This window comes from Neorhizobium sp. PAMB6630, assembly GCF_058242775.1.
In genome coordinates this window covers 114432-141202 of the sequence record NZ_JBZAYV010000002.1, presented here as the reverse complement: position 1 = coordinate 141202, position 26771 = coordinate 114432, and the positions used below count along the sequence as shown (strand labels likewise).

Here is a 26771-nt window from a genome sequence, read left to right as displayed (position 1 = left end):
ACAAATCAGTGGTTTTATGATTCACTTCGAGCATGGAAACCGGCTCGGAAAATCCCCGTGATCATGCTGCTGCCCTGGAGGCAGAGCTGGCGATTGCGCGGTTGGAACGAGCTACCGCTTTGGCCGAATTGGCTGTTGCCAAGGCCAAGGAAGCCGATGATCAGGCCATCATTCTTCGCCAGAAAGTCTATATCGAAAAGCTGCAACGGGAACTGCGCGGTCAGAAGTCGGAACGGACGGCGCGGCTGATTGCTCAGATGGAGCTGATGCTTGAGGACGCCGAAGCGACGGCGACCGAAGATGAGCTTGCTGCCGAGATGGCCGTTGCGGCGGCGGCGATTGCGGTCACCGGCTTTACGCGCAAGCGGCCGGTCAAGAAGCCATTCCCGGAACATCTGCCGCGTGAGCGTTTTGTCGTGCCAGGCCCGGTTGCCTGCAACTGCTGTGGCGGTGAACGGCTTCGCAAGCTCGGCGAAGACATTACCGAAACGATGGAGAGCGTACCGCGGAGTTGGAAGATCATTCAGACCGTTCGGGAAAAGTTCACCTGCCGTGACTGCGAGAAGATCAGCCAGGCACCTGCACCCTTCCATGTCATACCGAGAGGGTGGGCTGGTCCGAGCCTTTTGGCGATGATGTTGTGCGACAAGTTTGGCCAGCACATTCCGCTCAATCGCCAGGTCGAACGTTTTGCCCTGGAAGGTGTGCCAATCAGTCTGTCGACTGCGGCAGACGCGATTGGCACGTGCTGCCAGGTCCTGGATCCGCTGGTGCGGCGGATTGAAAGCCATACGTTCGCGTCTGAACGGATCCACGGTGATGACACGACCGTGCCGGTTCTGGCTCTCGGCAAAACCGTTACCGGTCGGATATGGAGCTACGTCAAGGATGATGCTCCGTTTGGCGGTACGGCGCCTCCGTCGGCGATGTTCTATTATTCCCGGGACCGGGCCGGCGAACATCCACAGGCGCATCTGGCCAACTATAGCGGTATCCTTCAGGCGGATGCCTATACGGGCTATGGCCAGCTTTATCTTCCTGATCGAAGTCCGGGCCCGATTCATGAGGCAGCGTGTTGGGCGCATGCCAGGCGACCATTCTTTGCGCAAGCCGATCTGGAGGCCAACGCGCGCCGAAAAGCGCAGGGTAAAAGTGCCGCCGTCATCTCGCCGGTCGCCTTGAACATGGTGCAGCGGATCGACGCTTTGTTCGAAATCGAACGCCATATCAATGGCCGCACTCCCGATGAGAGAAAAGCAATCCGCCAGCAGTTGTCAAAACCGCTGATTGACGACATGGAGATATGGATACGCGAACACCGCGCCAGGTTGCCGCGCGACAATGACTTGGCAAAGGCATTTGACTATATGCTGAACCGCTGGGAATCCTTCACCCGCTTCCTGGACGACGGCCGTATCTGCCTGTCGAACAATTGCGCGGAGCGCTCTCTGCGCGGTGTGGCGCTCGGACGAAAAGCCTGGCTATTTGCCGGGTCCGATCGAGGGGGGCAGCGGGCGGCGTCCATGTACAGCCTGATCGTCACCGCGAAGATGAACCGCATTGACCCACAGGCCTGGCTTGCCGATGTTCTCGCCCGCATCGCCGATCATCCAGCCAGCCGTCTTGATGAGCTTCTCCCCTGGAATTGGCGGAAAACCGCAACATCGCCACTGAGGCAGGCGGCCTGATGGCTGGTCCTCTCGTTCGCTTGAAGGTCACGCTCGATGACGTTGACCCCTTGGTGATGCGCCGCGTTGTCGTGCCATTCCGCATTCGGCTGGACCGGCTTCATGAGATCCTTCAGGAGGCCTTCGGCTGGACCAACAGCCATCTGTATGAGTTCAGGATCCGTGACATCGGCTTCGGCCTGCCTGATGACGGCTTTGGTGGTCCCATCGATGCACGCAAGGAAACGCTTCTTGCTGCCATCGAAGATATTGGCGCGAAGTCATTCAAGTATCTCTATGACTTCGGCGACGGCTGGACGCACTCTGTGAAAATCGAAAAGATCTTTCCGGCGACCGCCGGCTTCGAAGATCCATTCCTTCTCGAGGTTGTCGGACGGTGTCCACCGGAGGATGTCGGCGGTCCCTGGGGCTATCAAGAGTTCCGCGAAGCCATTGCGGACACCAACCATGAGCGTCACCACGAACTTGTCGAATGGTGGGGCCACGCACACTACGATCCGGGCGATGTCGACGCCGCCAATCTCCGCAAAAACGTCGAGGCTCTAGCCGCAAAGTGGAAGCGCCGATCGCGCAAGAAAAGCTGACCTGCGGTCCTCGGCGAATGCTTACTCCTTGCAGGATCATGACCGCATTACACCGTTCCCCTAACGCATGCAGGCAACGCCCCTCTCAATCCTGTGGTCAATGTGAAAAGGATTTCTCGGCTTGTGAGGCTTTGCTTGCTGCAGCGGCAGCGAGAAACCGTGGCGCATCATGTCTGTCGACGCAGGGATTGGGCCTATGGATGCAGACCAATGAAGATATGGTGTCGGCGTTTCTTTAACTGGTTGAAATGTATCATATAAAGGCTCGATTTAATCGCCTTTGAACGTGCTGATCTTTTTCAGAAGAACCTCTGAAATCTCGAATTGACGCGCCGTCCCGCGGCCCATCGAATTCTTGACCATGGTTTCCGTCAGCATGCCCCGTTTAACGAGGAGATCGATTGTCTCCTTCACGCCACCACGCGTGAGCTCTGTAACTTCAACGATATTCGAGAGGGTTAGCTGCTGATGGGCTTGGGTCATGGTGTAGAGGATCGTCATCATGCCGATCTGCTTCAGCCGCGCTTGCGGGGTCTCGTCTTCAAGCGGGTTGTCGAGGATCTCGTGGAGTATGAGACCTGAAAAGGCAAGGCTGTGCCATTGTGTCTTGAGTGCTCTTGTCATAACTTTTTACTGTGTTATATAAGTTAGTAAAGGATGAGTCGTTGGAGCAGAACACTGCTCCCGAATTGGGTTGCCGCCGTCTCGGAGGGTCCGGTCCATGAAAAACCTTCTACAGAGCACTGTGCTTCTGATCGTGTGCATATTGCCACTTTACCTGATTTCCAGCGTGAGTGCGCGAGCCAATGATTGGGGATGTGAAGTAATCCTGTGCCTCTCCAATCCCGGCGGCCCGACCCAGTATGCGCAATGCCGTCCTCCGATCCAGAAGCTTTGGCGGGAGCTTGCCAAAGGGCATTCGTTCCCGACGTGCAGTGGCGTCAGCTTTCAAAGCTCCCGGCCGGGATATGAGCCCTACTATTGCGATGCGGGTTACGGGCTGTCGGGGCGCTACAGTCCCCGTGGTGACCAGGCGACCTGTGTTTCGGAAACCCTCCGGCAGGTCAGCAATTCCCTTTGCTCTTCCGACCGCGACAATTATGGCGGGTCTGACCCGGTCGTCTCACCACGCTGGCAGCGGATAGGCGATCGCCTGCAATGCATGGGTTATGCAATCATGCGCCCGAATGTGCGGCCCCAGCCCCATTATGTCGACGTGACAATCGATGGCGTCGGCAAGCAGCGTGTGTGGTACTAAGCGATGGCGGCCGGCTTCGTCGAACTCGCGCAAAGTTGCGCCCCTATGGTTCAGGTGGAAACGCTCGCCAGCGTGGTCAGCTTGCAGAGCCGCTTCCACCCATTCGCAATCCGTATCAGCAAGGGCTCGCCGCTTTCCGCTCAGCCGGCCAGCAAGGCCGAGGCGATCGAGGTGGCTACGTCGTTAATCGCAAAGCGCAAGGATATCCAGATCGGCCTTGGGGGGCTTGGAGTCGAAGAACTCCATAAAATGGGGCTTTCGCTGTCCGATGCCTTCGACCCATGCCTCAACCTGAAGGCCACAGGCATCCTTCTTGATGGCTACTATCGTCTCGCTTTGCGTGCAGGGGCCAACCAGCGTAGGGCCGAAACCGTCATGCTTGAATTCTATTATGGGCGTGACGATCCGTCCGCCGGTGTGATGGACAAATACGATGAGCAAATCCGTCGTGAGACGACGCGACGGTCCGGGAAGCTGGCTTCGGTGACCGTCGCTGGCCCTGATGATGAAGCAATGTCCGCCACGAAGCCCAAAGATGAAGCCGTGCGGGAGCTTCCACATCAATTTCCCGAAAGTGAACAGGCAGCATCCTGGGATGTCTTCAATTCCAGACGGCGTTCCTCGGCCCTCGTGTTCCAGAACAATCCATCGGAGCAAAGTGAATGACGTTCAAAGTTCATATTCGTCCATATGCAGCCCCGGCACTGATGGCCGCAGTTATACTCGTAGGCGCCATTGAGCCGGCTTTCGCGCAAGCAGCCGGCATCGAGAGCGTTCTGCAGAATATCGTGACCATGCTCACCGGCAACATCGCCAAGTTGCTGGCGGTCATTGCCGTGATCATCATCTGCATCGCCTGGATGTTCGGCTACATGGATCTTCGAAGAGCCGGTTTCTGGATCATCGGCATCGGGGGAATTTTCGGCGCCACCGAACTTGTCAACACCATCGTTGGAAGCTGACGCCATGACGAACGCTCCAGCACTTGAAGAAGACACGCTGTTCCTGGCCTGCACGCGTCCGGCGATGATCGCCGGCGTGACCATGGAGGCAATGGGCGTCAATATCATGCTGACGACCATCCTCTACATTACCGCGGGTTCGATCGTTTACGCGCTGATCGGCCTTGTGTTCCATCTCGTGTTTCGGGCGCTCGTCAAGCACGATCACAATATGTTCCGCATCCTGTTTTCCTGGATCGAGACCCGAGGTCGCTCACGCAACACCTCCTATTGGGGCGGCTCGACGCTGTCGCCGTTAAAACTCAGCCGCTACTACGATGAAAGGGATTTGAGCATTGCCGAGCCTTGACTCATTGCGGTCCCGTGAGCTGGGGCCGGAAACGTTCATTCCTTACATCCGCCACCTCGACGAGATGATTGTCGCGCTTGAGTCCAGGGCTCTGATGACAATGATCGCGCTTGAGGGTGTTTCCTTCGAAACGGCCGATGTCCTGGAGCTCAACGCACTCCACCGTAGCCTCAACACGCTTTATCGCAATATAGCCGACGAGCGGTTGTCCCTGTGGACACATGTCGTTCGCCGTCGCGACAACGCCTACCCGGAAGGACATTTCTCCAATCGCTTTTCCGGAAGTCTCGATGCCAAATACCGGGAGCGGATGGTGCGCGAGGATCTCTTCCGAAACGATCTCTATGTGACCCTGGTCTGGCATCCCAGTCGGGACCCTGTTGAGAAAGCGGCCAACATTCTTTCTCGCCTGCGCAAGGCTCGCAAGTCGGCGACGGAGCTTGATGAAAATGGCGTCAAGCTGCTGCGCGGAAAGGTTGCCGACATTACGGCCGGCCTGAAGCGCTTCGAACCGCGGCAATTGTCTCTTTATGAGCACGAGGGCATTCTGTTCTGCGAGCAAAGCGAAGTTCTGCACCAGATCGTTGGCGGAAGACGTGAGCCCATCCCTCTCACCGAGGGGAGAATTTCTTCCGCCATTTATTCGGACCGGGTGATATTCGGCCGCGAGACCGTCGAGATCCGCCATGAGGCCGACAGTCGTTTTGCCGGCATGTTCGGTTTCAAGGAATATCCGGCAACGACGCGCAGCGGCATGCTGGACGGTATCTTGACGGCGCCCTTCGAGCTGATCCTGTCGCAGTCATTTGCTTTCACTTCTAAAGCTGATGCCCGCACGATCATGGGCCGCAAACAAAACCAGATGGTCAGCGTGGGCGACAAGGCTGCATCGCAAATTGATGAGCTCGGCGATGCGATGGACGATCTGGAATCGAACCGCTTCGTCCTGGGGGAACACCATCTGTCTCTTGCCGTCTTTGCGCCTTCGGTCGAGGCCTTGACCGATCACATGGCAAAGGCGCGCGCGCATCTGACCAGCGGCGGGGCGGTTGTCGCACGCGAAGACCTCGGCCTCGAACCGGCGTGGTGGGCCCAACTGCCGGGCAATTTTCGCCACCGGACACGATCCGGTGCGATCACCTCCCGTAATTTTGCAGCGCTCTCGCCCTTTCATTCCTATCCGACCGGCCAGAAGGATGGCAACGAATGGGGGCCGGCGGTCGCCATCCTCAAAACGGCTTCCGGCTCACCCTTCTACTTCAATTTTCATCATGGCGATCTTGGAAATACCTTCGTCTGTGGGCCGTCAGGGGCGGGCAAGACGGTGCTCTTGAACTTCATGCTCTCGCAGCTCGAGAAGCATGACCCGCATATGGTGCTTTTCGACAAGGACAGGGGCGCCGATCTCTTCGTGCGTGCTGCTGGCGGGGCTTATCTTCCGCTCAGAAATGGTGCCGCCACCGGCTGCGCGCCATTAAAGGCAGTCGACCTCACCAGGGACAGCAACAAGGTCTTTCTCACGCGTTGGATCGGCAAGCTGGTCGGATCGACAACCCGAGAACTGACCGTCACAGAACTGCGCGATATTGCCTCGGCCGTCGATGGCTTGGGCGACTTGCCGGTCGAACGCCGGTCGATCGGCGCTTTACGCACCTTCCTCGACAATTCCAGTATCGAGGGCATCGCCTCCAGGCTCAGACGGTGGGAGAGGGGAGGGCCGCTCGGTTGGGTCTTCGACAACGAAGGGGATGACATCGGGATAGGTGCCAAGTTTATCGGCTACGACATGACCGACTTCCTGGACAATGAGGAGATCCGGACACCTTTAATGGCATACCTGTTCTTCCGTATCGAGCAGTTGATCGATGGACGCCGCATCATCATCGTTATCGACGAATTCTGGAAGGCCCTGCAGGACGAAGGCTTCCGGGACCTCGCCCAGAACAAGCTCAAGACGATCCGCAAGCAGAATGGTCTGATGCTGTTTGCGACCCAGAGTCCACGCGATGCCATCGCCTCGCCGATCGCTCACACGATCATCGAACAGTGCCCAACACAGATCTTTCTACCCAACCCTCGGGGAGATCGAGCCGATTATGTCGACGGCTTCAAGCTGACCGAGCGAGAATTCGAATTGATCTCGCGTGAGTTGTCCGTCGAAAGCCGTCGCTTCATCGTCAAGCAAGGGCACAACAGCGTCGTTGCCGAGCTCAACCTCAACGGTTTCGACGACGAACTCGCTATCCTGTCTGGCCGTACAGCGAGCGTGGGACTCGCAGACGTCATCCAGGCCGAGCTAGGCCCGACGAAAGAGGACTGGCTTACCGTGTTCCAGGAAAGAAGGAGGACATCATGATCCGCTCACGCAGGATAGGCATCTCTGCGGCGATTGCCACCATGCTGATGTCGGCCGATTTTGCGTCCGCACAGGGCATTCCCGTCGTTGACCAGACGGCCATAGCCAAACAGATCGAGAGCATCGCGCAGCTGAAGTCGCAGCTCGATGCATTGAACCAGCAGCTTCGGCAGGCCCAGCAGCTGTATGGATCGTTGAACAAGATCACCAACATGGCCGACATTGCCGGTGTGCTGAATGATCCTTCCATCCGCAAGGCGCTGCCACATGACTTTGATGCCATTGAAGGCCTGTTCAAGGGATCCGGGACCGGCGTCTTTGGCAATGCTGCCTCGAAATACCTCGAGGGTAATTCGACCTATCGCACGGATGCCAATGATTTCTACGCGCAAGAGCTCACGCGCGCTCAAAACCAGAACGCAGGGCAAATGAGCCTCGGTCAGCAGCTTTATGATGCCGCCACCAGGCGTATCGACGGTATCGATCAGCTTCGCCAGCAGATATCGAACGCGGCCGACGCCAAGGACATTGCCGATCTGCAGGCAAGGCTGCAGGCCGAATCCGCATTTCTGCAAACCGACGTTCTTCGTATGCAGGGTCTGCAGATGGTTCAGCAGGCGCAGCTCCAGGTCGATGCCCAGCGCAAGGCTGAGGATTGGCGAAAGCGGATGGACACAATGGGAGCGGCGCTCAAATGAAACGGTTCATTCCTGTGGCGGTGCTTCTTTTCGTATCAGCCTGCTCCCAGCAAGATGAAAAAGTCTACACGGTCGACGAGTTGATCAATGACGATGCGCGGCTCACGAAGATCATCAGCGAATGCCGCGATAATCCTGGTGAACTCCGGAACACCCCAAATTGCCTCAACGCGGAGGCCGCCGACGGCAAGAGCCGCCTTGAGCGAATGCGCAAGGCGCTTGGAGGCTGAGAGATGTACCAGGTCTTCAGCTTTCTCGACGGGCAGTTCCAGGCCCCGCTGGAGAATTTTATCTCTTCCGGGACGTCGAACATTGCAAACTGGATCAGCGGTCCGCTGACGGCGGCCCTGACGCTCTATATCGTGCTCTACGGTTACCTTGTGCTTCGCGGGTCGGTACAAGAACCGATTATCGAATTCGCCTTCAGAGCGATAAAGCTTGCCATTATAGTCACGCTGGTGCGCAACGCCAGCGACTACCAGACCTACGTTACCAACATCTTTTTCGAGACATTGCCGCACGAAATCTCGCAGGCGCTGAATTCAGGCACGGCGCCCAGCGCCTCCACCTTCGATAGCCTCTTGGATAAGGCCCAGAAATGCGCCCACGAGATATGGTCCCGAGCATCATGGCCGGTCGATATCGTCACTGGCCTTGGTGGCATGTTGGTTATTGGCGCGAGCTTTCTTGTTGCTGCGATCGGTTACATTGTCTCCCTTTATGCGCGTCTGGCACTCGCCATCATTCTGGCGATCGGTCCAATCTTCATTGCGCTGGCCATGTTTCAGACGACACGGCGCTTCACCGAAGCCTGGATCGGGCAGTTGGTCAATTTTGTGATCCTGCAGGTTCTGGTCGTTGCAATCGGCTCGCTACTGATCACCTGCATCGATACGACATTCACGGCGATCGCGGTCTATAGCGACGTTCTCATGCGTCCGGTTGCACTCTGCTCCATCTGCATTGCCGCTCTCTATGTCTTTTACCAGTTGCCCGCTATCGCCTCGGCTCTTGCTGCAGGCGGAGCATCCCTGACCTATGGCTATGGTGCGGCTCGGGATGCGCATGAAAGCACGCTTGCCTGGGCTGCATCGCACACTGCCAGAGCGGTCGGGCGAGCAACACGTACCGCTGGCCGCCGGCTGACCCCGAACCGGGCGGAATGACAGCCCCAAACCCCATCGCACTGGACAGGTTATTTAAGATGATGCGGTTCGTTTTGATGCTCGTGCTGAACTTGATCCTCGCAGGCTGCAGCTCGATGTCCCATCCCTTGCCGAAATGCGACGGCTATTCGCGTCGACCGCTCAACCGGTCCATGTGGCAGTGGGAGACCAACGACAAATCGAGCCTGGAAATGTCCGAGGTGGTTCCTGCCGAGCCTACGAGTTATGCCGCGGCTTTTGGGGAGGAGCCAGCCGCGGTTGCGCCTGCCGCCTTTGCGCAGTTCGACGTCGAGAATTCCTATCGCTCTTGCAAGGGCAAATGACATGATAACCGCCGATAGTCTGAAGAGCCATTTCGAAAAGGCCCGCCGGTTCGATCAGGACCGATTGATCCAGGTGGAGCGTTCTGCTCGGATCGCCTGGTTTGTCGCTATCTCAGCCAGCATTATCGCTGTCGTTTCGGTATTTGCAATCGCAGCGCTCACCCCCCTGAAAACTGTGGAACCGTTCGTCGTGCGGGTCGATAATTCGACGGGGATTGTTGATGTCGTTTCCGCCTTGACCTCGACCGCCGGCACCTATGACGAAGCCGTCACGAAATACTTCGCCTCCAAATATGTGCGTGCGCGCGAAGGGTACGTCTGGAGCGAAGCCGAAGAGAATTTCCGTACAGTGGCGCTTCTGTCGACGCAGCCGGAGCAAACGCGTTTCGCGGCAGCCTATCGCGGCAGCAATCCCGGTTCGCCGCAAAATACTTACGGCCGTAGCGCGACATCGCGGATCAACATCATCTCTATCGCGCTGATCAACCCGAGTGTGGCATCGGTCAGATATATACGGACCGTTACGCGCGGCGACGACGTGCGCACTTCGCATTGGGTCGCGACCCTTACCTTTTCCTACGCCAACGCGCCAATGTCCTCGACTGACCGCCTGGTCAATCCTTTGGGCTTCGTCGTCAGTGATTATCGGGCCGATCCGGAGGCAATCAATTGAGACTAACCTTTTTCATTCCTGTCGTGGTCGCCTGCGCTATCGCCTCAACGGCCCTTGCTCTCGAAACGCCGCGCAGCGCATCCCAGGACGGCCGCATCCGCTTTATCGACTATCAGCCGTACAATGTCACCAAAATCGTGGGCACGCTCAGATCGTCTGTGCAGATCGAGTTTGCCGCCGACGAGGAGATCGCACACGTCGCTCTCGGCAATAGCGTGGCCTGGGAAGTGGCGCCAGCTGGCAACATCCTGTTCCTGAAGCCTCGCGAAAACCAGCCAGTGACCAACATCTCCGTCGTGACGGCCCGGCGGGACGGCTCGACCCGCAGCTATCAGATGGAACTCACTGTCCGCGATGGCAGCGTCGCAGTCGGCCAGAACACCTATTTCTATGTGAAATACCGCTATCCCGCCGATGAAGCACAGCGGCGCAAATTGGATGCCGCTGCCCGGGAGCAAGCGGCGCAGGCCGGGCAAGCCGACCAGATCCTCACACTCCACGAGGCTTATGGACCGCGCAATTGGCGGTATTCCGCGCAAGGCGCGCAAGCGCTCCAGCCACAGTCGGTTTACGACAACGGCAAAGTCACGACATTTGCCTTCGTCGGAAACCAGGCAATGCCTGCCATCTACATAGAAAACTCAGATGGTAGCGAAAGTCTGGTTCCAAAATCGGTCGATGGTAACCTCGTGCTCGTTCATGCGCTCAGCGCCAAGTTCATTTTGCGCAGGGGTGGTGACGTGCTTTGCGTCTTCAACGAAGCCTTCGATCGGATCGGCATAAATCCTGAGACCAGCACGACGTCACCGTCGGTCGAGCGCGTCGTCAAAGTGCCGTTTGAAACAGCGCGATAGGGGGCGTCATGTCCGAGGAACAGGTTACACACATTCCAGGCGAGCGCGCCGAAACGTCACCCGCCCGCCGGCTCGACACCAATCCAGTCCTCAAGCGCGGCGCAGTTGCCCTGGCGATTGTTGTCTTCGTGGCATTTGCCCTGTGGTCGATGCAAGGACAGGATAAGCCCTCAGAGACCGCGCCGGAACGGGTCATCATCCGCCAGACGACGGATTTCGAGCCGGCCAAGGAGCCGGTCCAGCCGGTCACGAAGCCGGCAGAGGCGCAGCTTCCGAGCCCCGTTCTGACAGAGCAAGCGCCGAGCGAGGATGACAAGTTGCTCGACGCCGCAAGACGGGCTCCGGTGATCGCCTACACTGGGGGAAAATCGCCCTCGTCGCGCCGGGAAAACCACAATGAAATGTCGGATGAGGTAACCAATTTTGTCCCCCTTGGCGCAAATGCCAGCGCCTTCCAGTCTCAGGACGAAAATGACGAGCAGCGTTTCACCCGATTGCTGACACCGACGCAATTGCAGGGTTCGCGCGCCGGCATGCTTGGCAACCGAAATTTCATCATCGCCATGGGGACATCGATCCCCTGCACCCTCGAAACGGCACTCTCCTCCGACCAGCCGGGGTTTACCAGCTGCGTGATCAACCGTGATGTGCTGTCGGATAATGGCCGTGTAGTTTTGATGGAAAAAGGAACACAGGTCGTCGGCGAATACCGAGGCGGGATTCGCCGTGGGCAAAAACGGCTGTTCGTCCTTTGGAACCGTGCAAAGACGCCGAAGGGCGTGATTATCACCCTTGCGTCGCCGGTGACCGATGCATTGGGCCGGGCGGGCGTTGACGGTCAGGTCGATACGCACTGGTGGGAGCGCTTTGGTAGCGCAATTCTCCTATCAATCGTCGGCGATGCGACCTCCTACGTCAGCAGCAGCCTTCAGGACAGCGATGTGGAGGCGAAAAAAACGACCAGTGCCGGCCAGCAGGCGGCGGCAATTGCCGTCGAACAATCGATCAATATCCAGCCAACTTTGGTCAAGCACCAGGGCGAGCTTGCATCCATCTTCGTCGCGCGGGATCTAGACTTTTCGAGCGTCTACCGTCTTCGTGTAACCGAGCCTCGCAACCGGATCTACGATCGTGCCGTGCTGGGCGATTTTACCCGGGATTCGAAGCGTGTGGCAAAATAGGCGTCGCGATGACCGAAGCCCCAGATGCCGGCGTCGTACGAGAATTGCTTCTGCCGCTGTCGCGGTTCCTTCGGGACAAGTCGCTCTATGAGGTTATCGTCAACCGGCCGGGACAAGTCGTAACAGAGGGAGCGGATGGGTGGCAGACCCACGATATGCCGGACCTATCCTACCATAGGCTTATGCGCCTTGCTCGCGCGGTCGCGAGTTTTTCGAGCCAGTCGATCGATGAAACCCGACCGATCCTATCGGCAACCTTGCCCGATGACGAACGCATCCAGATTGTCATCCCGCCGGCGACAACAAAGGGCACCGTCAGCATCACCATCCGCAAGCCTTCCTCGGTCTCGCTAAGCCTTGATGATCTCGATCATGGCGGATTGTTTGGAGATGTCGTGCACGCCAAATCGGCCGGCGGCAGGTCCGATCTGACGCTGTTGGAATTCTACCGAACCGGCGCTTACAAGCAATTCCTCAAGGAGGCGGTGCTGGCGCGGAAAAACATCATCATCTCGGGTGCGACCGGATCGGGAAAAACAACTTTATCCAAGGCGCTGATCCGCCACATTCCGCACAGCGAGAGGGTCATATCTATCGAGGATACGCCTGAGCTGGTGCTCCCGCAGCCCAATCATGTCCGGCTTTTCTACTCCAAAGGTGGTCAGGGAGTGGCCAGGATAGGCGCCAAGGACCTCCTCGAATCCTGCCTGCGCATGCGGCCCGACCGGATCCTGCTTCAGGAGCTTCGCGACGGGACAGCCTTCTACTACATTCGCAATGTGAACTCCGGACATCCTGGTTCAATTACGACAGTTCACGCCGATTCCCCGCGCCTGGCATTCGAGCAACTGACATTGCTGGTGAAGGAATCGGAGGGAGGGGGCGATCTCGAGCGCCATGACGTTCGTGAGATGCTAACGGTTGCCATCGACGTGATCGTGCAATGCAAGCGCGTAGACGGACGGTTTCGGGTGACCGAAATCTATTTTCGTGACGCAATCGAGTCTGACAGCGAAGATTTTCGATTAAGTTGAGGCGCTGACAAGAAAGTCACGAACGTTGAACCAAGCATTATTTCCTGCCGCGGCAATTCGCGCCCGGCGCCGGGATCCCGAGGATCCGGTGACGGGCGCTTAACCCGCTCGTCGCTGATGTCCTGTTGGGCTCAAGCCCTCCGCGAAGGATCGGCGCATGCCGAACGCATACTGGAAGCTTTCGCTTCGCTGGTCGACTATGCCGGGCCGGGCAACAAGTTGCGCCGCCATGCGCTCAAGCATCGCCTCGTTCTCGGGACGCGACACGCGACGGAAGCTCCTGGTGCAGTGCCCGCGTAGGCTGCACACCTTGCAAAAACCGCGATTGACGTAGTCGATCTTCACACTGTCGCGTGATTTACCAAAGTGACGGAGTCAGAACACTTAAGCCTGAAACTTTCGACAAATCCCCGCTTAGCGACCTCGCTATCTATCGCTGACGCGGGAGTGCATCAGGCACCTATCGTCGAACTATGTCAGAGATCCTTGGCGAGGCGCAGCGCGTCGTAGATCGCCGCATGTGTGTTTCGAGCAGCAACAGCGTCACCAATCCTGAACAGCTGATAGGAGCCCGAAGGGTTTCGCTCGAGCACTTGCGGCGCGCCGGATAGCAATTGATCGTAGGAAACTTCGCCGAGGTTCATCGAACCGGGTTTGAGCTCGAAATACAGTTCGTCGAGTGGGATCGTGCCATGGTTGACGACGATCTGGTCGACCGTGCGCTGCCGCGCGACGCCTCCATAATCGCTGCCGACATGGGCGATAATCTGGTTGCCGCTCCTCTCGGCCCGCTCCAGTCGGTAGGTGACCGTGAAGGTGACGTCGAGCTTCTGCAGCGAGCGCATGTAAGGAACGAGGTTCATCGCCATAACTTCGGGTGCGAAGGCGCGATCTGGCGTCATGATCTCGACCTTGGCGCCTGCTTTTGCGATGAGTTCCGCCGCCTGCAAACCGGCATGGTCCCCGGCATCATCGAAGACAAGCACGTTGGTGCCGGGCTTCACGTCGCCGGATATAATATCCCAGGACGACACCACAAGGTCGTTGCCTTTCGATAAAACCTCCGTATGCGGCAGGCCGCCCGAGGCGATGATGACAACATCCGGCGCTTCGGCCCGGATCGTGTCGGCATCCGCCCAGGTATTGAAATGAAAGGTGACGCCGAGCTTTTCGCATTGGCTCATGCGCCAGTCGATGATGCTGATCATCTCTCGCCGCCGCTCGCTCTGCGCGGTGAGGCGGATCTGTCCACCGGGATGGTTGGCGGCCTCGAAGACCGTCACGGCGTGCCCCCGCTCGGCCGCCACGCGTGCGGCTTCAAGACCGGCCGGTCCAGCTCCGACGATCGCCACCTTCCTTATAATTTCCGCTTTCGGGATCGTATGCGGCATCGTCTGTTCGCGGCCGGTCGCGGCATTGTGGATGCAGAAGGCCATGCCGCCCTGATAGATGCGGTCTAGGCAGTAATTGGCGCCGACGCACGGCCGGATGTCATTCTCGCGTTTTGCGATGATCTTTGCAACGATATGCGGATCTGTCATGTGGGCGCGCGTCATGCCGATCATGTCGACCTTGCCGCTAGCGATCGCATGACGCGCGGTCGCTACATCCGGAACCTTGGCCGCATGGAACGTCGGAAAATTGGTCGCGGCACGGATTTCGCCGGCAAAATCCAGATGCGGGGAGTTCGCCATGCCCTGGATCGGAATGACGTCGGTGAGGCCCGCATCCGTATCGATATGGCCTCGGATAACGTTCAGATAATCGATCAGGCCGCTGTCGCGCAGGCGGCGCGAAATCTCGATGCCCTCGGCAGCACCGGTGCCCCCGGGAAGACATTCGTCGGCGGTATAGCGAACGCCCAGGATAAAATCCTCTCCCACCCGCTCGCGCATCGCCTTGAAGACCTCGAGACAAAAACGCATGCGGTTATCAAGCGAGCCGCCGTATGGGCCATCAAGCTCGTTTGTCACCGGCGAGACGAACTGGTCGATCAGATGGCCATAGGCCTCCAGTTCGACGCCATCCATGCCGCCCGCCTTCATGCGTTCGGCGGCATCGGCAAAATCCTTGATGATGCGCGCAATGTCCCAGTCCTCGATCTTCTTCGGAAACGAGCGGTGGGATGCTTCGCGATGATGAGACGGGGCGACGACCGGCAGCCAGTCTCCCTTGTCCCAGCGTGTACGCCGGCCGAGATGGGTCAGCTGGATCATGATCGCCGCGCCTTCCTCATGCACGGCATCGGTCATCTCGCGGATGTACGGTACGATCTCGTCCTTGTAGGCGAGCAGGTTGTTGAAGACCGGCGGGCTGTCCTTGGATACAGCTGCAGACCCGGCCGTCATGGTCAGCGCTACCCCGCCTTTCGCCCGCTCGACCGTATAGGCTCGGTAACGCTCCTTCGGCATGCCATCTTCCGGATAGGCGGGCTCGTGCGACGTCACCATGATGCGGTTACGAAGCGTCAGGTGCTTCAGCCTGTATGGCTGCAGGAGGGGATCGTTCGACATGCGACGGGCTCCGGTTCACGGGTTTGCAACGGAGGCTAGATTGAAATGGACAGCAGTGTCAAATATGAAAACACCTGAGTACGTGCAATATACATACATGTACATTCCGATTGAAATGCAGTTATGGATTTGTTAGGATTTTTTTATGGAACAGGCGGCGAATGACAGCGGCTGGCGGGGATCTCAGGAGGGCTGGCTTCAGGCTGCCTATGAATTTCTGCTGGAATCCGGTGTCGACTCGGTGAAGATCCTGCCGCTCGCCAAGAAACTTGGCCTGTCCAGGACCAGTTTCTACTGGTTCTTCAAGGACAGGGAAGAACTTCTCGATGCGCTTATCTCCCGATGGAGGGACAAGAACACCGGCAATCTGGAAAAGCAGTCCGAGAGTTACGCGGAATCGCTGGCAGAGGCGATGCTCAACGTGTTCGACTGCTGGCTGAACAAGGATCTGTTCGATTCACAGCTCGAATTCGCCGTCCGCAGCTGGGCGCTGCAGTCTCCGGACATCCAGCGCGAGGTGAAGCGTGCGGATACGGCAAGGATAGAGGCGCTGACCCGCATGTTCGTGCGCTTCGGCTTCGCAGACGCACCTGCCGATGTCCGCGCCAGAACGACGTACCTGGTGCAGATCGGCTACATCTCCATGCAATCAACCGAGGATCTCGCCCAGCGCATGAAGCGAATTCCTGAATACATCGCAATCTATACGGGTCAGGTTCCGCAACAGCGGGAACTTGACCGCTTCTATTCACGCCACGGCTACCAAGAGGAGTAGGACGGGTGGAGGCTGGCAAGGGATTGAGAATCGGCGTGATCGGCGGGGCGGGCTGGTTGGGCGGCGCTCTTGCCGGCGCGATCCTCGACGCCGGCATCGTCGGCCCCCAGGATCTCACGCTTTCCTACCGCACTGCTCGCCCAGACCGGTTCGACGGCGCGCTCTGGACCCGGGACAATCAGGCGCTTGCCGACCGCTCGGAGGTCATTCTTCTCTGCGTCCGCCCCGCCGACTGGCAAGGGCTCGCCGTCGATGCAAACGGCAAGCTGCTGATCTCGGTCATGGCGGGGGTTGCGATGCCGGCCTTGCGTGATCGCCACGGGACGCAGCGCATCGTCCGCTGCCTGCCGAACGCGGCGGTCGAAGTTTTTCGGTCCTACACGCCCTGGATCGCGGCGGACGCGGTCGATGATGACGACCGTGCGTTCGTCCGGTCGCTGCTCTCGTCCTGCGGCGTCGAGGACGAGGTGAACAGCGAAAGCGACATCGACTATTTCACGGGCTTTTCAGGTGCCGGTCCGGCGTTTCCAGCGCTTCTGGCCGACGCAATGGCAAAGGATGCCGTATCGCGCGGCATCCCGGCTGCGATTGCCGAGCGTTCGGTCGCCGCACTGCTGATCGGTGCCGGGCGCCTGCTTGAAAAGCGCGGCGAACCTGCGGCCGAGACGGTTCGGGCTTTCGTCGATTACCGCGGCACCACCGCAGCGGCGATCGAGGCGATGCGGGCAGCAGGCTTCGACGCGGCGATTGCCTTCGGTCTTGAGGCCGCATTGAAGAAATCAGTCAGTTTGGGAGAGGCTTCCAGGCAACTGTGATCCGGTCATCCGCGGCGCCCCGGTTCCACCTCCAGCCGCTAAAAACAAGGGAACGATACAATGAACAGACTGTTGGCTTCGGGTTGCATGCTGGTCGGATTGTTCGCCGGCGCATCGTCGGCAGGCGCTGCCGGCTGCGGCAGCGTGACGATCGCGAGCATGAACTGGCAGAGTGCAGAAGTGATCTCCAACCTCGACAAGTTCATCCTGAACGCGGGGTATGGTTGCCAGGCTGAGATCACCGTTGGTGATACCGTCCCGACGATCACCTCGATGGCGGAGAAGGGCCAGCCGGATATTGCACCGGAGGCCTGGATCGACCTGCTTCCGGATGTCGTTGCCAAGGGCGCGCAGGAAGGCCGGATCGTCAAGGTCGGATCGCCGCTGCCGGACGGCGGCAACCAGGGCTGGTGGATCCCCAAATACGTGGCCGATGCGCATCCGGACATCAAGACCATTCCAGACCTTCTGAAGCATCCCGAGCTTTTCCCCAGTGAGGAAGATGCCTCCAAGGGCGCCATCCTGAACGGTCCGCAGGGATGGGGCGGGACCGTCGTCACGACCCAGCTGTTCAAAGCTTATGGTGGCGAGAAAGCCGGCTTCACCCTGATCGATACCGGCTCGGCCGCCGGCCTGGACGGCGCGATCGCCAAGGCCTACGAGCGCAAGAAGAGCTTTGCCACCTATTACTGGGCGCCCACCGCGCTGCTTGGCAAATATCCGATGGTAAAGCTGGAAGCAGGCGTCGCCAACAATGCCGCCGAGTGGAAGCGGTGCAACACCGTGGCCGACTGTGCCGACCCGAAGCCGAACGCCTGGCCGGTGGACACGATCGTGACGCTGGTTGCCAAGCCGTTCTCCGAAAAGGCGGGACCGGACGTGATGTCCTATCTCGACAAGCGCTCCTGGAGCAACGAAACCATCGGCAAGCTGATGGCCTGGATGACCGACAACCAGGCCAGCGGTGAGGACGGCGCCAAGCATTTCCTCAAGGAGAACAAGGCCATCTGGGCCAAGTGGGTATCCCCGGACGCCGCCAAGAAGATCGAGGCAGCGCTCTAGGGTGACGCCGGTGGCGGTGCGCGCGTCGCACCGCCTCTCCGCCTGCCGTTCAGAAAAATAAAAAGACCTTGCACGGCTCTTTCACAGAAGGGGAACCGAATGGAATGGTTTTATCAATTTCCACATATGGATGACGAAGCGCTTCGCAATTTGAAGAAAGCGATCGACGAGGGATTTCGCGGCTTTACCCGCGCCTATGGCGACACGATCGAATTGCTGTTTTCGCCGCTGCAGACTTTTCTCCTAACGGCCGACCGGTTCATGACGCAGACCCCCTGGCCGATCATTACGGCGATCATTCTCGTCATTGCCTGGTTCGCCAGCCGCAACGTCAAGATCGTGCTGAGCTGTCTGATCACGCTCTTGCTCATCGGTTATTTCGACATGTGGCTGGACACGATGCGCACCGTTGCGATGATCTTCGTATGTACCGTCCTGTCGATTGCGATCGGTCTTCCGATTGGTATTCTCATGGCCCGCTCGAACAGAGTTCAGCGGGTCATCAACCCCGTTCTCGACGTGATGCAGACGATGCCGAGCTTCGTCTATCTCATTCCTGTGGTGATGCTGCTGGGCATCGGCCGCGTCCCGGGTCTCATCGCCGTGGTCATCTATGCGATACCGCCAATGATTCGGCTGACTGACCTCGGCATCCGCCTCGTCGACAAGGATGTCCTGGAAGCAGCCGACGCATTCGGCGCATCCGATACGCAAAAACTGTTCAAGGTGCAACTTCCGCTGGCGCTACCGACCATCATGGCAGGGATCAACCAGACGATCATGATGGCACTGGCAATGGTGGTCGTCGCCTCGATGATCGGCGTCCAGGGGTTGGGCCAGCCAGTCCTGAAGGCTATCGCCAACCAGTATTTCACGCTTGGCGTGTTCAATGGCCTAGCGATCGTCGGCATCGCCATCATCTTCGACCGGATCAGTCAGGCCTATGGCAAACGGCTGCAAAAGCATCGGGAGATCGTCCATGGTTGAGCAGGCAACCGGGGGCATCGTCGTGCGCAATCTCTACAAGATCTTCGGCGCCAATCCCGCCAACTATGTCGATGCGGTGCGCAACGGCATGACGAAGACCGAGCTGAACGTGGCGCACGGTCATGTCCTCGGATTACGCGACATCAATATCGAAATCAGGTCGGGCAGCATCCAGGTTATCATGGGCCTGTCCGGTTCTGGCAAGTCGACGCTGATCCGCCATATCAACCGCCTGATCGACCCTACAGCAGGTGAAGTGCTGGTCGGCGGCGTCGATGTTGTCAAAATGGACCGCAGCGAGCTGCGAGACTTCCGGCGCCACCAGACGGCAATGGTGTTTCAAAAGTTCGCCCTGTTGCCGCATCGTAGCGTGCTGGACAACACCATGTTCGGCCTCGAGGTCCAGGGCGTCGATCGCATGAAGGCCAGAGACGTCGCCATGCGTTGGCTGGAGCGCGTCGGGCTAAAGGGGTTCGAGGCCAAGTATCCGAACCAGCTGTCGGGCGGGATGCAGCAACGTGTTGGCCTGGCGCGTGCCTTGTCGAACGATGCTCCGGTGCTGCTGATGGACGAGGCCTATTCCGCGCTCGATCCGCTGATTCGCACCGACATGCAGTCGGTGCTTCTCGACATCCAGCACGAGATCAAGAAGACCATCGTGTTTATCACGCACGACCTCGACGAGGCATTGCGGCTGGGCGATAAGATCGCGATCCTGCGCGACGGCGAGGTGATCCAGCAGGGAACAAGCCAGGACATCGTATTGAGACCGGCCGATGACTATGTCGCAAGCTTCGTTCGCGAGGTCAACAGGGGACGGGTCGTGCAAGTCGAGGCGATCATGTCGCCCTGGCGGGCATCAGCGGATGAAGGCCTCACGATCCCAACCAATATCACGATCGAGGAGGCGATCCGCGCACTGGCATCCGCACCCGATGGCGACGTGACCGTTGTTGATCAGGCTGGCAAACCGGTTGGCTCTGTGAGCTTCCGGCAACTGGCCGGCGCCATGGTCAACTCGCGCGACCCCGAACAAACACCGGTTGATGGGACGGTCGTGATTGATACGCTTGGCCCTTCGAAGGGAGCGGACTGACCTGCGGCCTTCGCCGTAAATGTAAATCGGGGAGAGGTCCCGATGCCGATGCGCATGACGATCCCTTGTTATTGCTGATATTGACCGGTTCATTTCCCTATTGTGCATCCCAGTGAGGGCGGCGGTTGAGAGGGGAGGAAGAGGGGGGAAGGGGCGTTCGTGGCGGGTTGAGGCTGTCGGAGAAAGGCTCCGGCCAGCCCGTCATGGAGAAACGACATGGCACAGGCCATTCAGAAAATAACGCTCAACACTGGGCGCGACGTCCCCTTCGACAAGCTCGTTCTCAGCCAGCAGAACGTGCGCAAGACCAAGGCAGGCGTCTCGATCGAGGAGCTCGCCGAGGATATCGCTCATCGCGGACTGCTGACCAGTCTCAACGTTCGCGTTGAAGTCGATGCCGACGGCAACGAGACTGGCATCTACCGGATTCCGGCGGGCGGCCGCCGATACCGCGCGCTGGAACTGCTGGTAAAACAGAAGAAACTGTCCAAGACGGCGGCCATTCCTTGTATCGTCAGCAAGAGCGACACTCTGGAAGTCGAGGATTCGCTTGCCGAGAATGTCAAGCGCATCGACCTGCACCCGCTGGACGAGTTTCGTGCCATCATGACGCTGCGCGAACAGGGGATCGACGAGGAAGAAATCGCCGCTCGCTTCCACATGTCGGTCGCAACGGTGAAGCAGCGCATGCGGCTGGCGTCAGTTTCGCCGCGTCTTCTCGAACTCTACGCGAATGACGAAATGAAGCTCGGCCAGGTCATGGCATTCTCAATCAGCGACGATCACGTCCGCCAGGAGCAGGTCTGGGACACATTCTCGCGCTCGCATAATCAGGATACCTATTATATCCGTCGGATGCTGACCGAAAACGCAGTGCGCGCCTTCGATCGCCGCGCCGTTTATGTCGGCATCGACGTCTATGAAGCTGCCGGTGGTGTGGTGATGCGCGATCTGTTCGAACAGGACAATGGTGGATGGCTGCAGGATCCGGCGCTACTCGAGCAGCTCGCTGTCGAAAAGCTGACCACTGAGGCCGAAGCGCTGAAGGCTGAAGAGGGCTGGAAATGGGTCGATGCTGCATTCGACTTCTCTTACGGTCACACCGCAGGTCTTCGCCGATTCTACGGTGGGCTGGCCGAGCACACCGAGGAAGAGCTTGCACGTCATGACACGTTGAAGGCGGAATATGACAGGCTCGACGCCGAATACGCTAAGCCAGCCGACGACCCCGAGGAAACAGAGGCCCGGCTTAAGGAACTCGGCAATGAACTGGATATGCTCAATGACCGGCCCTACGTCTTCGATCCTCAAGATGTCGCCCGCGGCGGTGCCTTCATCTCGCTTGCTGCCAATGGCGAGCCGAAGATCGAACGTGGCTTCGTTCGCCCCGAAGACGAACCTGACGCTGAGTTGGGAAGCAGTGAAACCGATGAGAGCGACCATTATGGTCAAAATGAGACTGGCGTTGCCGTGCCTCCCGCGAACGGCGGCATCTCGCTCAATGGCAAGCCTGTCGGCGTCGAAGAGCCGAAAGACGACGACAATATTGGACCTCTTTCCGATCGCGTTATCGAGGATCTCACGGCCAACCGCACCGTTGCGCTACGCAATGCACTGGCGAACAATCCGGTGATGGCCTTCATCGCCGCCCTGCATGTCGCGGTCCTGAAAATCTTCTACCGATACGCGGCGGACTCGTGCCTGGAGATCACCCTCCAACACACTGTCTTCAGCCAGACGCAGGGGCTTGGCGATACGGTCTGGGCAAAGGAGATCGAACAGCGGCAGAAATCTTGGGGCTGTGATCTTCCAGCAAATGCGAACGAAGTCTGGGACTATCTGATCGCGCTCGACCAGGATAGCCGTATGGCGTTGTTTGCCCATTGCGTCTCGTTGTCGGTGAACACAACCGTCCACGCGTGGAACCAGCGGAGGAAGGAAACCGCTCACGCCAACCAGCTTGCCCGTTCGCTCGAGTTCGGCATGGTCGCGGCGGGCTGGACGCCGACGGTTGACAACTATCTTGGCTGCGTCACCAAGGCGCATATGCTGCAAGCAGTCCGTGAGGCGAAGGGCGAACACTCGGCCCAACTGATCAGTCATCTCAAGAAACCCGACATGGCGCGTGTAGCCGCCCGGTTTCTGGAAGGCAGCGGATGGCTCCCGGACGTCTTGCGGCTTCCAATCTATGAGTTCGGGGCGCAACACAATGCCGTTGGTGCGGCCAGGGACGAGGCGGCCGAAGACGATACGGCCGAAACACCGACGCCGAGCGCCAGCCCTCCTGACGCAACGTGAGGAAGGCGCATAAGCGGCCATTTAGCCGGTCGATGATATCCGGGAACATCTCGGAGCCGCCGAATACCGCCCAAAAACCTCGCTCACAAAAGCCCGGCCACTGCGCCGGGCTTCTTTGTTTTCAGGAACACCGTCATACCTGCTTATACAATCAAAACGACCTACACCTCGCCGATATTCAGGCAAGCAACCTATGTCGCCGACAGGCTTGAAGCGGCCTGCACGGTGGCCGTCGACGACGGCAACTGGGGCAATGGTTGCAATCCGAGCACCGCACCTGCGCCGCCATCTAAATTGGTTTCTGTTGGAAGGCTCGGACTTTCAACGGGCTCCACCGACAATCCAGGACTTCCATTCAATCCAGCCCGACGTCTGCATTTTCCTCCTGCGCGCGCCGGCAAAGGCCGCGGCTGCGGTCAGAATGAAGGAAAGAGTGGGGCCGGGGCGAGGGGCGAGGCCGGGCTGTGGAGAGAGGGGCGCCCGGCCAGAATCGTGTTGCCTCTCTGGAGAAGATCGATGTCAATATCCAAAGTCACCCCCCAAACAGCCTCTGTCGTTCCTGACGAGCGCCGCCTGGATTTCCTGCCCACCTTGTTCGGCCCCGCGCTCCGGATCATCGGCGAGAACGCGGTCTACGGCTTCATGGAGCGGCTCAGCCCGCTGGATTATGGCGGCGGGTTCTGGGATTTCTACGAGTATGACGGAAAGCCGCTGTTTCTGGCGCCGAGATCTAGATCGCGTTTCCGGATCACCGGCGAGATCACCGGGTTCCAAGGCGAGGTTTCCGCCGAGACTGCGGGGATTATCGCCACGCTTTTTGCCTTCTCGCATCTCTCCTTCCAGTATCAATCCGAGCATCTCTCGGTTGGCTATGGCCGCCTCTACGCCTACTCGGCCGACCATGCCGAAGCCGCGGAGATTTTTCAGGCGATTGATTGAGGCGCCAACGCGCCCCCATCTCGATTGGCTCGTCTGGTCGGCGTATCGTCTGGACGAGCCGTCTCGCAATCCCAAAGGGTAGAAGCAATGACGACGTTAGAAAGCCACAAATTCGTGACCATCTCGACAGGTCACGTGAGCGCCGAAACCGCCCGGATGCTTGACAGTAGACCCTGCACGGATTGGCCTTGCGTCGGAGGGAGGTATGCCGACTACGGCTGGTTCTTCTACGCCCATGACGAAAATGCTGGCGAAGCGGCCCAGCGCATTCCCGACGTTCTCTTTGCCGTCATGACATGGGCTCGCCGGAAAGGGTTCAGCCATATCCTGCTCGACCGCGACGCGGAGCAGGTCGATGATCTGGCCTGGTATGACTGGTGACGACGGTGACGACGCTGACACACCGGCGAGCGTGTTGCTCAGCGCAACAGTCGCCCCTCGAGGAGAGATTGCATGTCTCGCCGTCCGTCCGCAACGCAATAGTTGATCACAACCTCTCCCATGACGAGATAGATCATTCGCCACGGCTTGTGGTGCAGTTCGCGATATCCGGTGATGCCCAGTCCGACCAGTTCCTTTGGCACATTTCCTCGGCCGGGAAATCCCTCAGGTCCCAGACAGGCATGTTCGATTTCGCCTAGAATCCGCTCGGCGGTTGGGACGCCATCGCGACCGGCGAGGAAACGGTAGAGATCTTCAAGATCCCGTTCCGCGTCCTCTGCAAAGAGGACCTGATATGGCATCACGTTTCAAAGTTCGACAGACGTGCGCGAAGGCGTGCGAAGGTTTCTTTCGCAGGGCGGACTTTTCCGCCCTCGACCTGCTTGTTGGTCAGCGCCAGCACCTTCAAAAGCGCCTGCGTTTCCTGCGTCTCCTCATATTGCGTGACGTCCTGAAGCACGGCTTTTGCTTCGCCATGCAATGTGATCACGATAGGCCTCCGATCATCGCCAAGCCGGCGAATGACCTCCGGTGCATGAGGCTTGAGGTAACTGATGGGCTTGACCTGTTCCGAGAATTTCATCGGTCCGAGCTCCTTTTGACCAGAATATAGACCGTTAATGGTCTGACTGGAAGCAAACATAGCGTAGCTGCAAAAGGGAGAGGAGGGCGGTTTCGCGGGGCGGTGGCTGCTGGAAGTCCAGAGAGAGGGCTTCCGGAACCGCCTGCATCGCTGTGCCACTCTGCCAGCGACATTATCCACTCTTCCCCTCACCAGCCCGGTAACCGCGAAAGCCGTCAGCCGGGCCTTTTCCTTTCAGGAGACTTCACCATGAACACCATGATTTCCAACCCGCAACACATATCGTCCGGATTCAAGGTCGATATATCCCGCGGCGAACGTAATGGTCGCGTTTCATCAGAATGGTTTTCGCGGCCCGACGACGAGCGCTATCTATCGCTTTCCGATCTGCACCGCGCCGTCGGCGACAGAACGGAGCGTGCTCGCGTCCGCACGATCGAGGCCGCCGAGATCCGCGTCGAGGCCACCCGTGACAACGCAGAACGCCTGTCTCTGGTCGTTCCCGGCGGGCGCGAGCCGTTGGCGCCGACACACTGGAGCTACGGCCAGCTCTGCAGCCTAGTCGGCGCGCCTGCGAGCTACATGCGTCAGCTGCCGGCGCCGTTGGCGGCGATCAATCTCCAGCACGGACTCCTCAACCATAATGCCGAAATGGTCAAAACGCTCGAGATGGACGACGGCCGCCTTGAACTGCGGGCGGTGACCGGTCCCGAGTATGGCCGGATTTGGGATAAGGATTTGATCGCGGCGATCATGAACATCGCTGGCAATGGCACGGGCGAGACGATCTGGAAAGTTCCGGGCCTCCTCGACTGGTCGACCATGACCCACAATCCCTTTGTCGACATTACGAAGGATACCACGACGCTGTACGCCAGCGATCGCGACGTCTTCATCTTCCTATGCGATGACACTCACCCGATCGAAGCCGGGCGACTGCCAAACGGCGAACCTGATCTGTATTTCCGTGGCTTCTATGCCTGGAACAGCGAGGTCGGCTCAAAAACGCTTGGTATTGCCAGTTTTTACCTACGGGCAGTGTGCGCCAACAGGAATCTTTGGGGCACCGAGAATTTTGAAGAAATCACCATCCGTCACTCAAAATTTGCGGCCCAGCGCTTCGCCCGTGAAGCTGCCCCGGCATTGTCTAACTTCGTCAAATCCTCGCCCGCGCCATTCGTTGCCGGCATTCGCGCTGCTCGCGAGCGCATCGTCGCCCGCACCGAGGACGATCGATTGACGTTCCTGCGCAACCGCGGTTTCTCCAGGGCTGAAACAGGCAAGATCATCGAGATCGTTCTCAGAGAGGAGGAGAGACCGCCGGAGTCTATTTTTGACTTTGTGCAGGGCATTACCGCGCTGGCGCGGGGAAAGTCGCATCAGGACACCCGGCTGGAACTTGAAGGCAAGGCAAAGAGACTGCTCGAAAGCGCTGCCTGACCTGGCCAATCCAAAGATCCTCATCCATCTCTTGCATTGCCGGCCATCGTGTTGGGCTTCCTTTGTTCTGGCAACCCGAAATGACAACCGACCTCTCTTGCAACGCCCACCCGATGGTCAAGCTCAAAAGGAGAAGCCACAGCTATTCGCCTGTTTCGCTGATACGGATCAGCCCTCGAAATGCTGCTCCTCCTGCATGTGCTGGAATTCAGCAAACTGAAGACAGTCCCGTTTTATCACGGAGGTTGTGCCAACCAAATTGTTCCGCGTCGCGCGCAGCGCCTCGTCGCTGCGTTACGAGCCTCCACGCAACACATCGACAGCCCGCTCAACATCTTCAGCGCCGACCGCAGCATCGGGCTTCTGCCGGCAGGCTACAAGACGGACGCGGACAAGGCGATGATTGGCCTCAGCGAATTTGCGTGTCAGTTCGTGATGCAGGGCATCCTTTCCAGATCAATGGATCTGCGCGTTAACGGTGATCCAATGAATGGATCATCCATCGCAACGTCAGGAGAGCTGATGCGCCAGCGCTTCACTAGTCACCGCCGTACCTGCCACAAGCGAAGCTATTCTGGCCCGGTTCAGGCTTCAAGCTAAGGTCTCCCGCCTGCGGCATCGTTGTCTTCCTCGGAAGGAGGGCGGCATGTTGACAGCTGGCGTTGCACTTGGCCCGTCTATCGTGACAGAGCTTGA

The 26771-nt window shown here is 58.7% G+C and carries 29 protein-coding genes; 25 read left to right on the top strand and 4 right to left on the bottom strand.

Annotated features, from left to right (window positions below):
- The first annotated feature begins 32 nt into the window (after positions 1-32).
- On the top strand, positions 33-1688 hold the full coding sequence (tnpC, locus tag AC4CWF_RS19355) for an IS66 family transposase (protein WP_491281692.1): 1656 nt from the start codon (positions 33-35) through the stop codon (positions 1686-1688).
- Complete coding sequence (locus AC4CWF_RS19350) at positions 1688-2272, top strand: plasmid pRiA4b ORF-3 family protein (protein ID WP_491281691.1); 585 nt, start codon at positions 1688-1690, stop codon at positions 2270-2272. Before tnpC ends, AC4CWF_RS19350 begins: the two co-directional genes overlap by 1 nt.
- A gap of 270 nt (positions 2273-2542) precedes the next feature.
- Here AC4CWF_RS19350 and AC4CWF_RS19345 read toward each other — a convergent pair whose 3' ends face one another.
- Positions 2543-2896, bottom strand: a complete 354-nt coding sequence (locus tag AC4CWF_RS19345) for a MarR family transcriptional regulator (protein WP_491286847.1) — start codon at positions 2894-2896, stop codon at positions 2543-2545.
- Between the two features lie 97 nt (positions 2897-2993).
- Between AC4CWF_RS19345 and AC4CWF_RS19340 the strand changes: the two genes are divergently transcribed.
- The 13 genes from AC4CWF_RS19340 to virB11 are packed head-to-tail and all read left to right on the top strand — an operon-like array spanning position 2994 to position 13126.
- A complete protein-coding gene (locus AC4CWF_RS19340) occupies positions 2994-3530 on the top strand; it encodes a hypothetical protein (RefSeq protein WP_491286845.1) in 537 nt (178 codons plus the stop codon).
- A gap of 3 nt (positions 3531-3533) precedes the next feature.
- Positions 3534-4196: a lysozyme family protein gene (locus tag AC4CWF_RS19335; RefSeq protein WP_491286843.1), complete on the top strand. Its 663-nt coding sequence runs from the start codon at positions 3534-3536 to the stop codon at positions 4194-4196.
- On the top strand, positions 4193-4492 hold the full coding sequence (locus tag AC4CWF_RS19330) for a TrbC/VirB2 family protein (protein WP_491286841.1): 300 nt from the start codon (positions 4193-4195) through the stop codon (positions 4490-4492). The genes AC4CWF_RS19335 and AC4CWF_RS19330 overlap by 4 nt, the downstream gene beginning before the upstream one ends.
- A gap of 4 nt (positions 4493-4496) precedes the next feature.
- Positions 4497-4841 carry a VirB3 family type IV secretion system protein gene (locus AC4CWF_RS19325; RefSeq protein ID WP_491286839.1) on the top strand — a complete coding sequence of 115 codons (345 nt, stop codon included), beginning with the start codon at positions 4497-4499 and terminating at the stop codon, positions 4839-4841.
- Positions 4828-7197 carry a VirB4 family type IV secretion/conjugal transfer ATPase gene (locus tag AC4CWF_RS19320; protein ID WP_491286837.1) on the top strand — a complete coding sequence of 790 codons (2370 nt, stop codon included), beginning with the start codon at positions 4828-4830 and terminating at the stop codon, positions 7195-7197. The genes AC4CWF_RS19325 and AC4CWF_RS19320 overlap by 14 nt, the downstream gene beginning before the upstream one ends.
- Before the next feature lie 41 nt (positions 7198-7238).
- Entirely contained in the window at positions 7239-7895 is a 657-nt protein-coding gene (gene virB5 / locus AC4CWF_RS19315; RefSeq protein ID WP_491287698.1) for a P-type DNA transfer protein VirB5, read from the top strand.
- On the top strand, positions 7892-8125 hold the full coding sequence (locus AC4CWF_RS19310; protein ID WP_491286835.1) for an EexN family lipoprotein: 234 nt from the start codon (positions 7892-7894) through the stop codon (positions 8123-8125). The genes virB5 and AC4CWF_RS19310 overlap by 4 nt, the downstream gene beginning before the upstream one ends.
- 3 nt (positions 8126-8128) lie before the next feature.
- A complete protein-coding gene (locus AC4CWF_RS19305) occupies positions 8129-9061 on the top strand; it encodes a TrbL/VirB6 family protein (RefSeq protein WP_491286834.1) in 933 nt (310 codons plus the stop codon).
- 38 nt (positions 9062-9099) lie between these two features.
- The gene (locus AC4CWF_RS19300) at positions 9100-9384 is read left to right on the top strand and encodes a hypothetical protein (RefSeq protein WP_491286832.1); all 285 of its coding nucleotides are present in this window, start codon (positions 9100-9102) and stop codon (positions 9382-9384) included.
- A 1-nt stretch (position 9385) separates the two neighbouring features.
- Positions 9386-10057 (top strand): VirB8 family type IV secretion system protein, encoded by a 672-nt coding sequence (locus tag AC4CWF_RS19295; protein ID WP_491286830.1) that lies wholly within the window; start codon positions 9386-9388, stop codon positions 10055-10057.
- A 23-nt stretch (positions 10058-10080) separates the two neighbouring features.
- The gene (gene virB9, locus AC4CWF_RS19290) at positions 10081-10911 is read left to right on the top strand and encodes a P-type conjugative transfer protein VirB9 (protein ID WP_491286828.1); all 831 of its coding nucleotides are present in this window, start codon (positions 10081-10083) and stop codon (positions 10909-10911) included.
- Between the two features lie 8 nt (positions 10912-10919).
- Positions 10920-12092 (top strand): type IV secretion system protein VirB10, encoded by a 1173-nt coding sequence (gene virB10, locus AC4CWF_RS19285; RefSeq protein ID WP_491286826.1) that lies wholly within the window; start codon positions 10920-10922, stop codon positions 12090-12092.
- Positions 12093-12100: 8 nt separating this feature from the next.
- The gene (gene virB11 / locus AC4CWF_RS19280; protein ID WP_491286824.1) at positions 12101-13126 is read left to right on the top strand and encodes a P-type DNA transfer ATPase VirB11; all 1026 of its coding nucleotides are present in this window, start codon (positions 12101-12103) and stop codon (positions 13124-13126) included.
- A gap of 476 nt (positions 13127-13602) precedes the next feature.
- On the opposite strand, the gene AC4CWF_RS19275 is transcribed toward virB11, so the two are convergent.
- A complete protein-coding gene (locus AC4CWF_RS19275; RefSeq protein ID WP_491286823.1) occupies positions 13603-15639 on the bottom strand; it encodes an oxidoreductase in 2037 nt (678 codons plus the stop codon).
- A 145-nt stretch (positions 15640-15784) separates the two neighbouring features.
- On the opposite strand from AC4CWF_RS19275, the gene AC4CWF_RS19270 reads away from it, so the two are divergent.
- The 8 genes from AC4CWF_RS19270 to AC4CWF_RS19235 all read left to right on the top strand — a co-directional run bounded on the left by AC4CWF_RS19270 (position 15785) and on the right by AC4CWF_RS19235 (position 23992).
- Positions 15785-16414: a TetR/AcrR family transcriptional regulator gene (locus AC4CWF_RS19270; RefSeq protein WP_491286821.1), complete on the top strand. Its 630-nt coding sequence runs from the start codon at positions 15785-15787 to the stop codon at positions 16412-16414.
- A 5-nt stretch (positions 16415-16419) separates the two neighbouring features.
- Positions 16420-17229 (top strand): pyrroline-5-carboxylate reductase family protein, encoded by an 810-nt coding sequence (locus AC4CWF_RS19265; RefSeq protein WP_491286818.1) that lies wholly within the window; start codon positions 16420-16422, stop codon positions 17227-17229.
- 60 nt (positions 17230-17289) lie between these two features.
- A complete protein-coding gene (locus AC4CWF_RS19260) occupies positions 17290-18291 on the top strand; it encodes an ABC transporter substrate-binding protein (protein WP_491286816.1) in 1002 nt (333 codons plus the stop codon).
- Between the two features lie 99 nt (positions 18292-18390).
- Positions 18391-19278: an ABC transporter permease gene (locus AC4CWF_RS19255; RefSeq protein ID WP_491286814.1), complete on the top strand. Its 888-nt coding sequence runs from the start codon at positions 18391-18393 to the stop codon at positions 19276-19278.
- Positions 19271-20374, top strand: coding sequence for a quaternary amine ABC transporter ATP-binding protein (locus AC4CWF_RS19250; RefSeq protein WP_491286813.1), 1104 nt, complete (start codon positions 19271-19273; stop codon positions 20372-20374). The genes AC4CWF_RS19255 and AC4CWF_RS19250 overlap by 8 nt, the downstream gene beginning before the upstream one ends.
- Before the next feature lie 216 nt (positions 20375-20590).
- The gene (locus AC4CWF_RS19245) at positions 20591-22672 is read left to right on the top strand and encodes a ParB/RepB/Spo0J family partition protein (protein ID WP_491286811.1); all 2082 of its coding nucleotides are present in this window, start codon (positions 20591-20593) and stop codon (positions 22670-22672) included.
- Positions 22673-23188: 516 nt separating this feature from the next.
- Entirely contained in the window at positions 23189-23611 is a 423-nt protein-coding gene (locus tag AC4CWF_RS19240; RefSeq protein ID WP_491286810.1) for an antirestriction protein, read from the top strand.
- A gap of 87 nt (positions 23612-23698) precedes the next feature.
- Positions 23699-23992, top strand: a complete 294-nt coding sequence (locus AC4CWF_RS19235; RefSeq protein WP_491286808.1) for a DUF5983 family protein — start codon at positions 23699-23701, stop codon at positions 23990-23992.
- A 38-nt stretch (positions 23993-24030) separates the two neighbouring features.
- Here the strand turns inward: AC4CWF_RS19235 and AC4CWF_RS19230 are convergent, their stop codons facing one another.
- Positions 24031-24354, bottom strand: a complete 324-nt coding sequence (locus tag AC4CWF_RS19230; RefSeq protein WP_491286806.1) for a type II toxin-antitoxin system RelE/ParE family toxin — start codon at positions 24352-24354, stop codon at positions 24031-24033.
- Positions 24354-24635, bottom strand: a complete 282-nt coding sequence (locus AC4CWF_RS19225) for a type II toxin-antitoxin system Phd/YefM family antitoxin (RefSeq protein ID WP_491287696.1) — start codon at positions 24633-24635, stop codon at positions 24354-24356. The genes AC4CWF_RS19230 and AC4CWF_RS19225 overlap by 1 nt, the downstream gene beginning before the upstream one ends.
- 249 nt (positions 24636-24884) lie before the next feature.
- Here AC4CWF_RS19225 and AC4CWF_RS19220 point away from each other — a divergent pair, with 249 nt between their 5' ends.
- A complete protein-coding gene (locus AC4CWF_RS19220; RefSeq protein WP_491286804.1) occupies positions 24885-26075 on the top strand; it encodes a DUF932 domain-containing protein in 1191 nt (396 codons plus the stop codon).
- 180 nt (positions 26076-26255) lie between these two features.
- Complete coding sequence (locus AC4CWF_RS19215; protein WP_491286803.1) at positions 26256-26675, top strand: hypothetical protein; 420 nt, start codon at positions 26256-26258, stop codon at positions 26673-26675.
- Positions 26676-26771 lie beyond the last annotated feature (96 nt).

Bases quoted from the DNA above. Each gene is read 5' to 3' on its own strand.
- tnpC (WP_491281692.1), top strand. From the start codon at position 33: ATGGAAACCGGCTCGGAAAATCCCCGTGATCATGCTGCTGCCCTGGAG.
- AC4CWF_RS19350 (WP_491281691.1), top strand. From the start codon at position 1,688: ATGGCTGGTCCTCTCGTTCGCTTGAAGGTCACGCTCGATGACGTTGAC.
- AC4CWF_RS19345 (WP_491286847.1), bottom strand. From the start codon at position 2,896: ATGACAAGAGCACTCAAGACACAATGGCACAGCCTTGCCTTTTCAGGT.
- AC4CWF_RS19340 (WP_491286845.1), top strand. From the start codon at position 2,994: ATGAAAAACCTTCTACAGAGCACTGTGCTTCTGATCGTGTGCATATTG.
- AC4CWF_RS19335 (WP_491286843.1), top strand. From the start codon at position 3,534: ATGGCGGCCGGCTTCGTCGAACTCGCGCAAAGTTGCGCCCCTATGGTT.
- AC4CWF_RS19330 (WP_491286841.1), top strand. From the start codon at position 4,193: ATGACGTTCAAAGTTCATATTCGTCCATATGCAGCCCCGGCACTGATG.
- AC4CWF_RS19325 (WP_491286839.1), top strand. From the start codon at position 4,497: ATGACGAACGCTCCAGCACTTGAAGAAGACACGCTGTTCCTGGCCTGC.
- virB5 (WP_491287698.1), top strand. From the start codon at position 7,239: ATGCTGATGTCGGCCGATTTTGCGTCCGCACAGGGCATTCCCGTCGTT.
- AC4CWF_RS19310 (WP_491286835.1), top strand. From the start codon at position 7,892: ATGAAACGGTTCATTCCTGTGGCGGTGCTTCTTTTCGTATCAGCCTGC.
- AC4CWF_RS19305 (WP_491286834.1), top strand. From the start codon at position 8,129: ATGTACCAGGTCTTCAGCTTTCTCGACGGGCAGTTCCAGGCCCCGCTG.
- AC4CWF_RS19300 (WP_491286832.1), top strand. From the start codon at position 9,100: ATGATGCGGTTCGTTTTGATGCTCGTGCTGAACTTGATCCTCGCAGGC.
- AC4CWF_RS19295 (WP_491286830.1), top strand. From the start codon at position 9,386: ATGATAACCGCCGATAGTCTGAAGAGCCATTTCGAAAAGGCCCGCCGG.
- virB10 (WP_491286826.1), top strand. From the start codon at position 10,920: ATGTCCGAGGAACAGGTTACACACATTCCAGGCGAGCGCGCCGAAACG.
- virB11 (WP_491286824.1), top strand. From the start codon at position 12,101: ATGACCGAAGCCCCAGATGCCGGCGTCGTACGAGAATTGCTTCTGCCG.
- AC4CWF_RS19275 (WP_491286823.1), bottom strand. From the start codon at position 15,639: ATGTCGAACGATCCCCTCCTGCAGCCATACAGGCTGAAGCACCTGACG.
- AC4CWF_RS19270 (WP_491286821.1), top strand. From the start codon at position 15,785: ATGGAACAGGCGGCGAATGACAGCGGCTGGCGGGGATCTCAGGAGGGC.
- AC4CWF_RS19260 (WP_491286816.1), top strand. From the start codon at position 17,290: ATGAACAGACTGTTGGCTTCGGGTTGCATGCTGGTCGGATTGTTCGCC.
- AC4CWF_RS19255 (WP_491286814.1), top strand. From the start codon at position 18,391: ATGGAATGGTTTTATCAATTTCCACATATGGATGACGAAGCGCTTCGC.
- AC4CWF_RS19250 (WP_491286813.1), top strand. From the start codon at position 19,271: ATGGTTGAGCAGGCAACCGGGGGCATCGTCGTGCGCAATCTCTACAAG.
- AC4CWF_RS19245 (WP_491286811.1), top strand. From the start codon at position 20,591: ATGGCACAGGCCATTCAGAAAATAACGCTCAACACTGGGCGCGACGTC.
- AC4CWF_RS19240 (WP_491286810.1), top strand. From the start codon at position 23,189: ATGTCAATATCCAAAGTCACCCCCCAAACAGCCTCTGTCGTTCCTGAC.
- AC4CWF_RS19235 (WP_491286808.1), top strand. From the start codon at position 23,699: ATGACGACGTTAGAAAGCCACAAATTCGTGACCATCTCGACAGGTCAC.
- AC4CWF_RS19230 (WP_491286806.1), bottom strand. From the start codon at position 24,354: ATGCCATATCAGGTCCTCTTTGCAGAGGACGCGGAACGGGATCTTGAA.
- AC4CWF_RS19225 (WP_491287696.1), bottom strand. From the start codon at position 24,635: ATGAAATTCTCGGAACAGGTCAAGCCCATCAGTTACCTCAAGCCTCAT.
- AC4CWF_RS19220 (WP_491286804.1), top strand. From the start codon at position 24,885: ATGAACACCATGATTTCCAACCCGCAACACATATCGTCCGGATTCAAG.
- AC4CWF_RS19215 (WP_491286803.1), top strand. From the start codon at position 26,256: ATGCTGCTCCTCCTGCATGTGCTGGAATTCAGCAAACTGAAGACAGTC.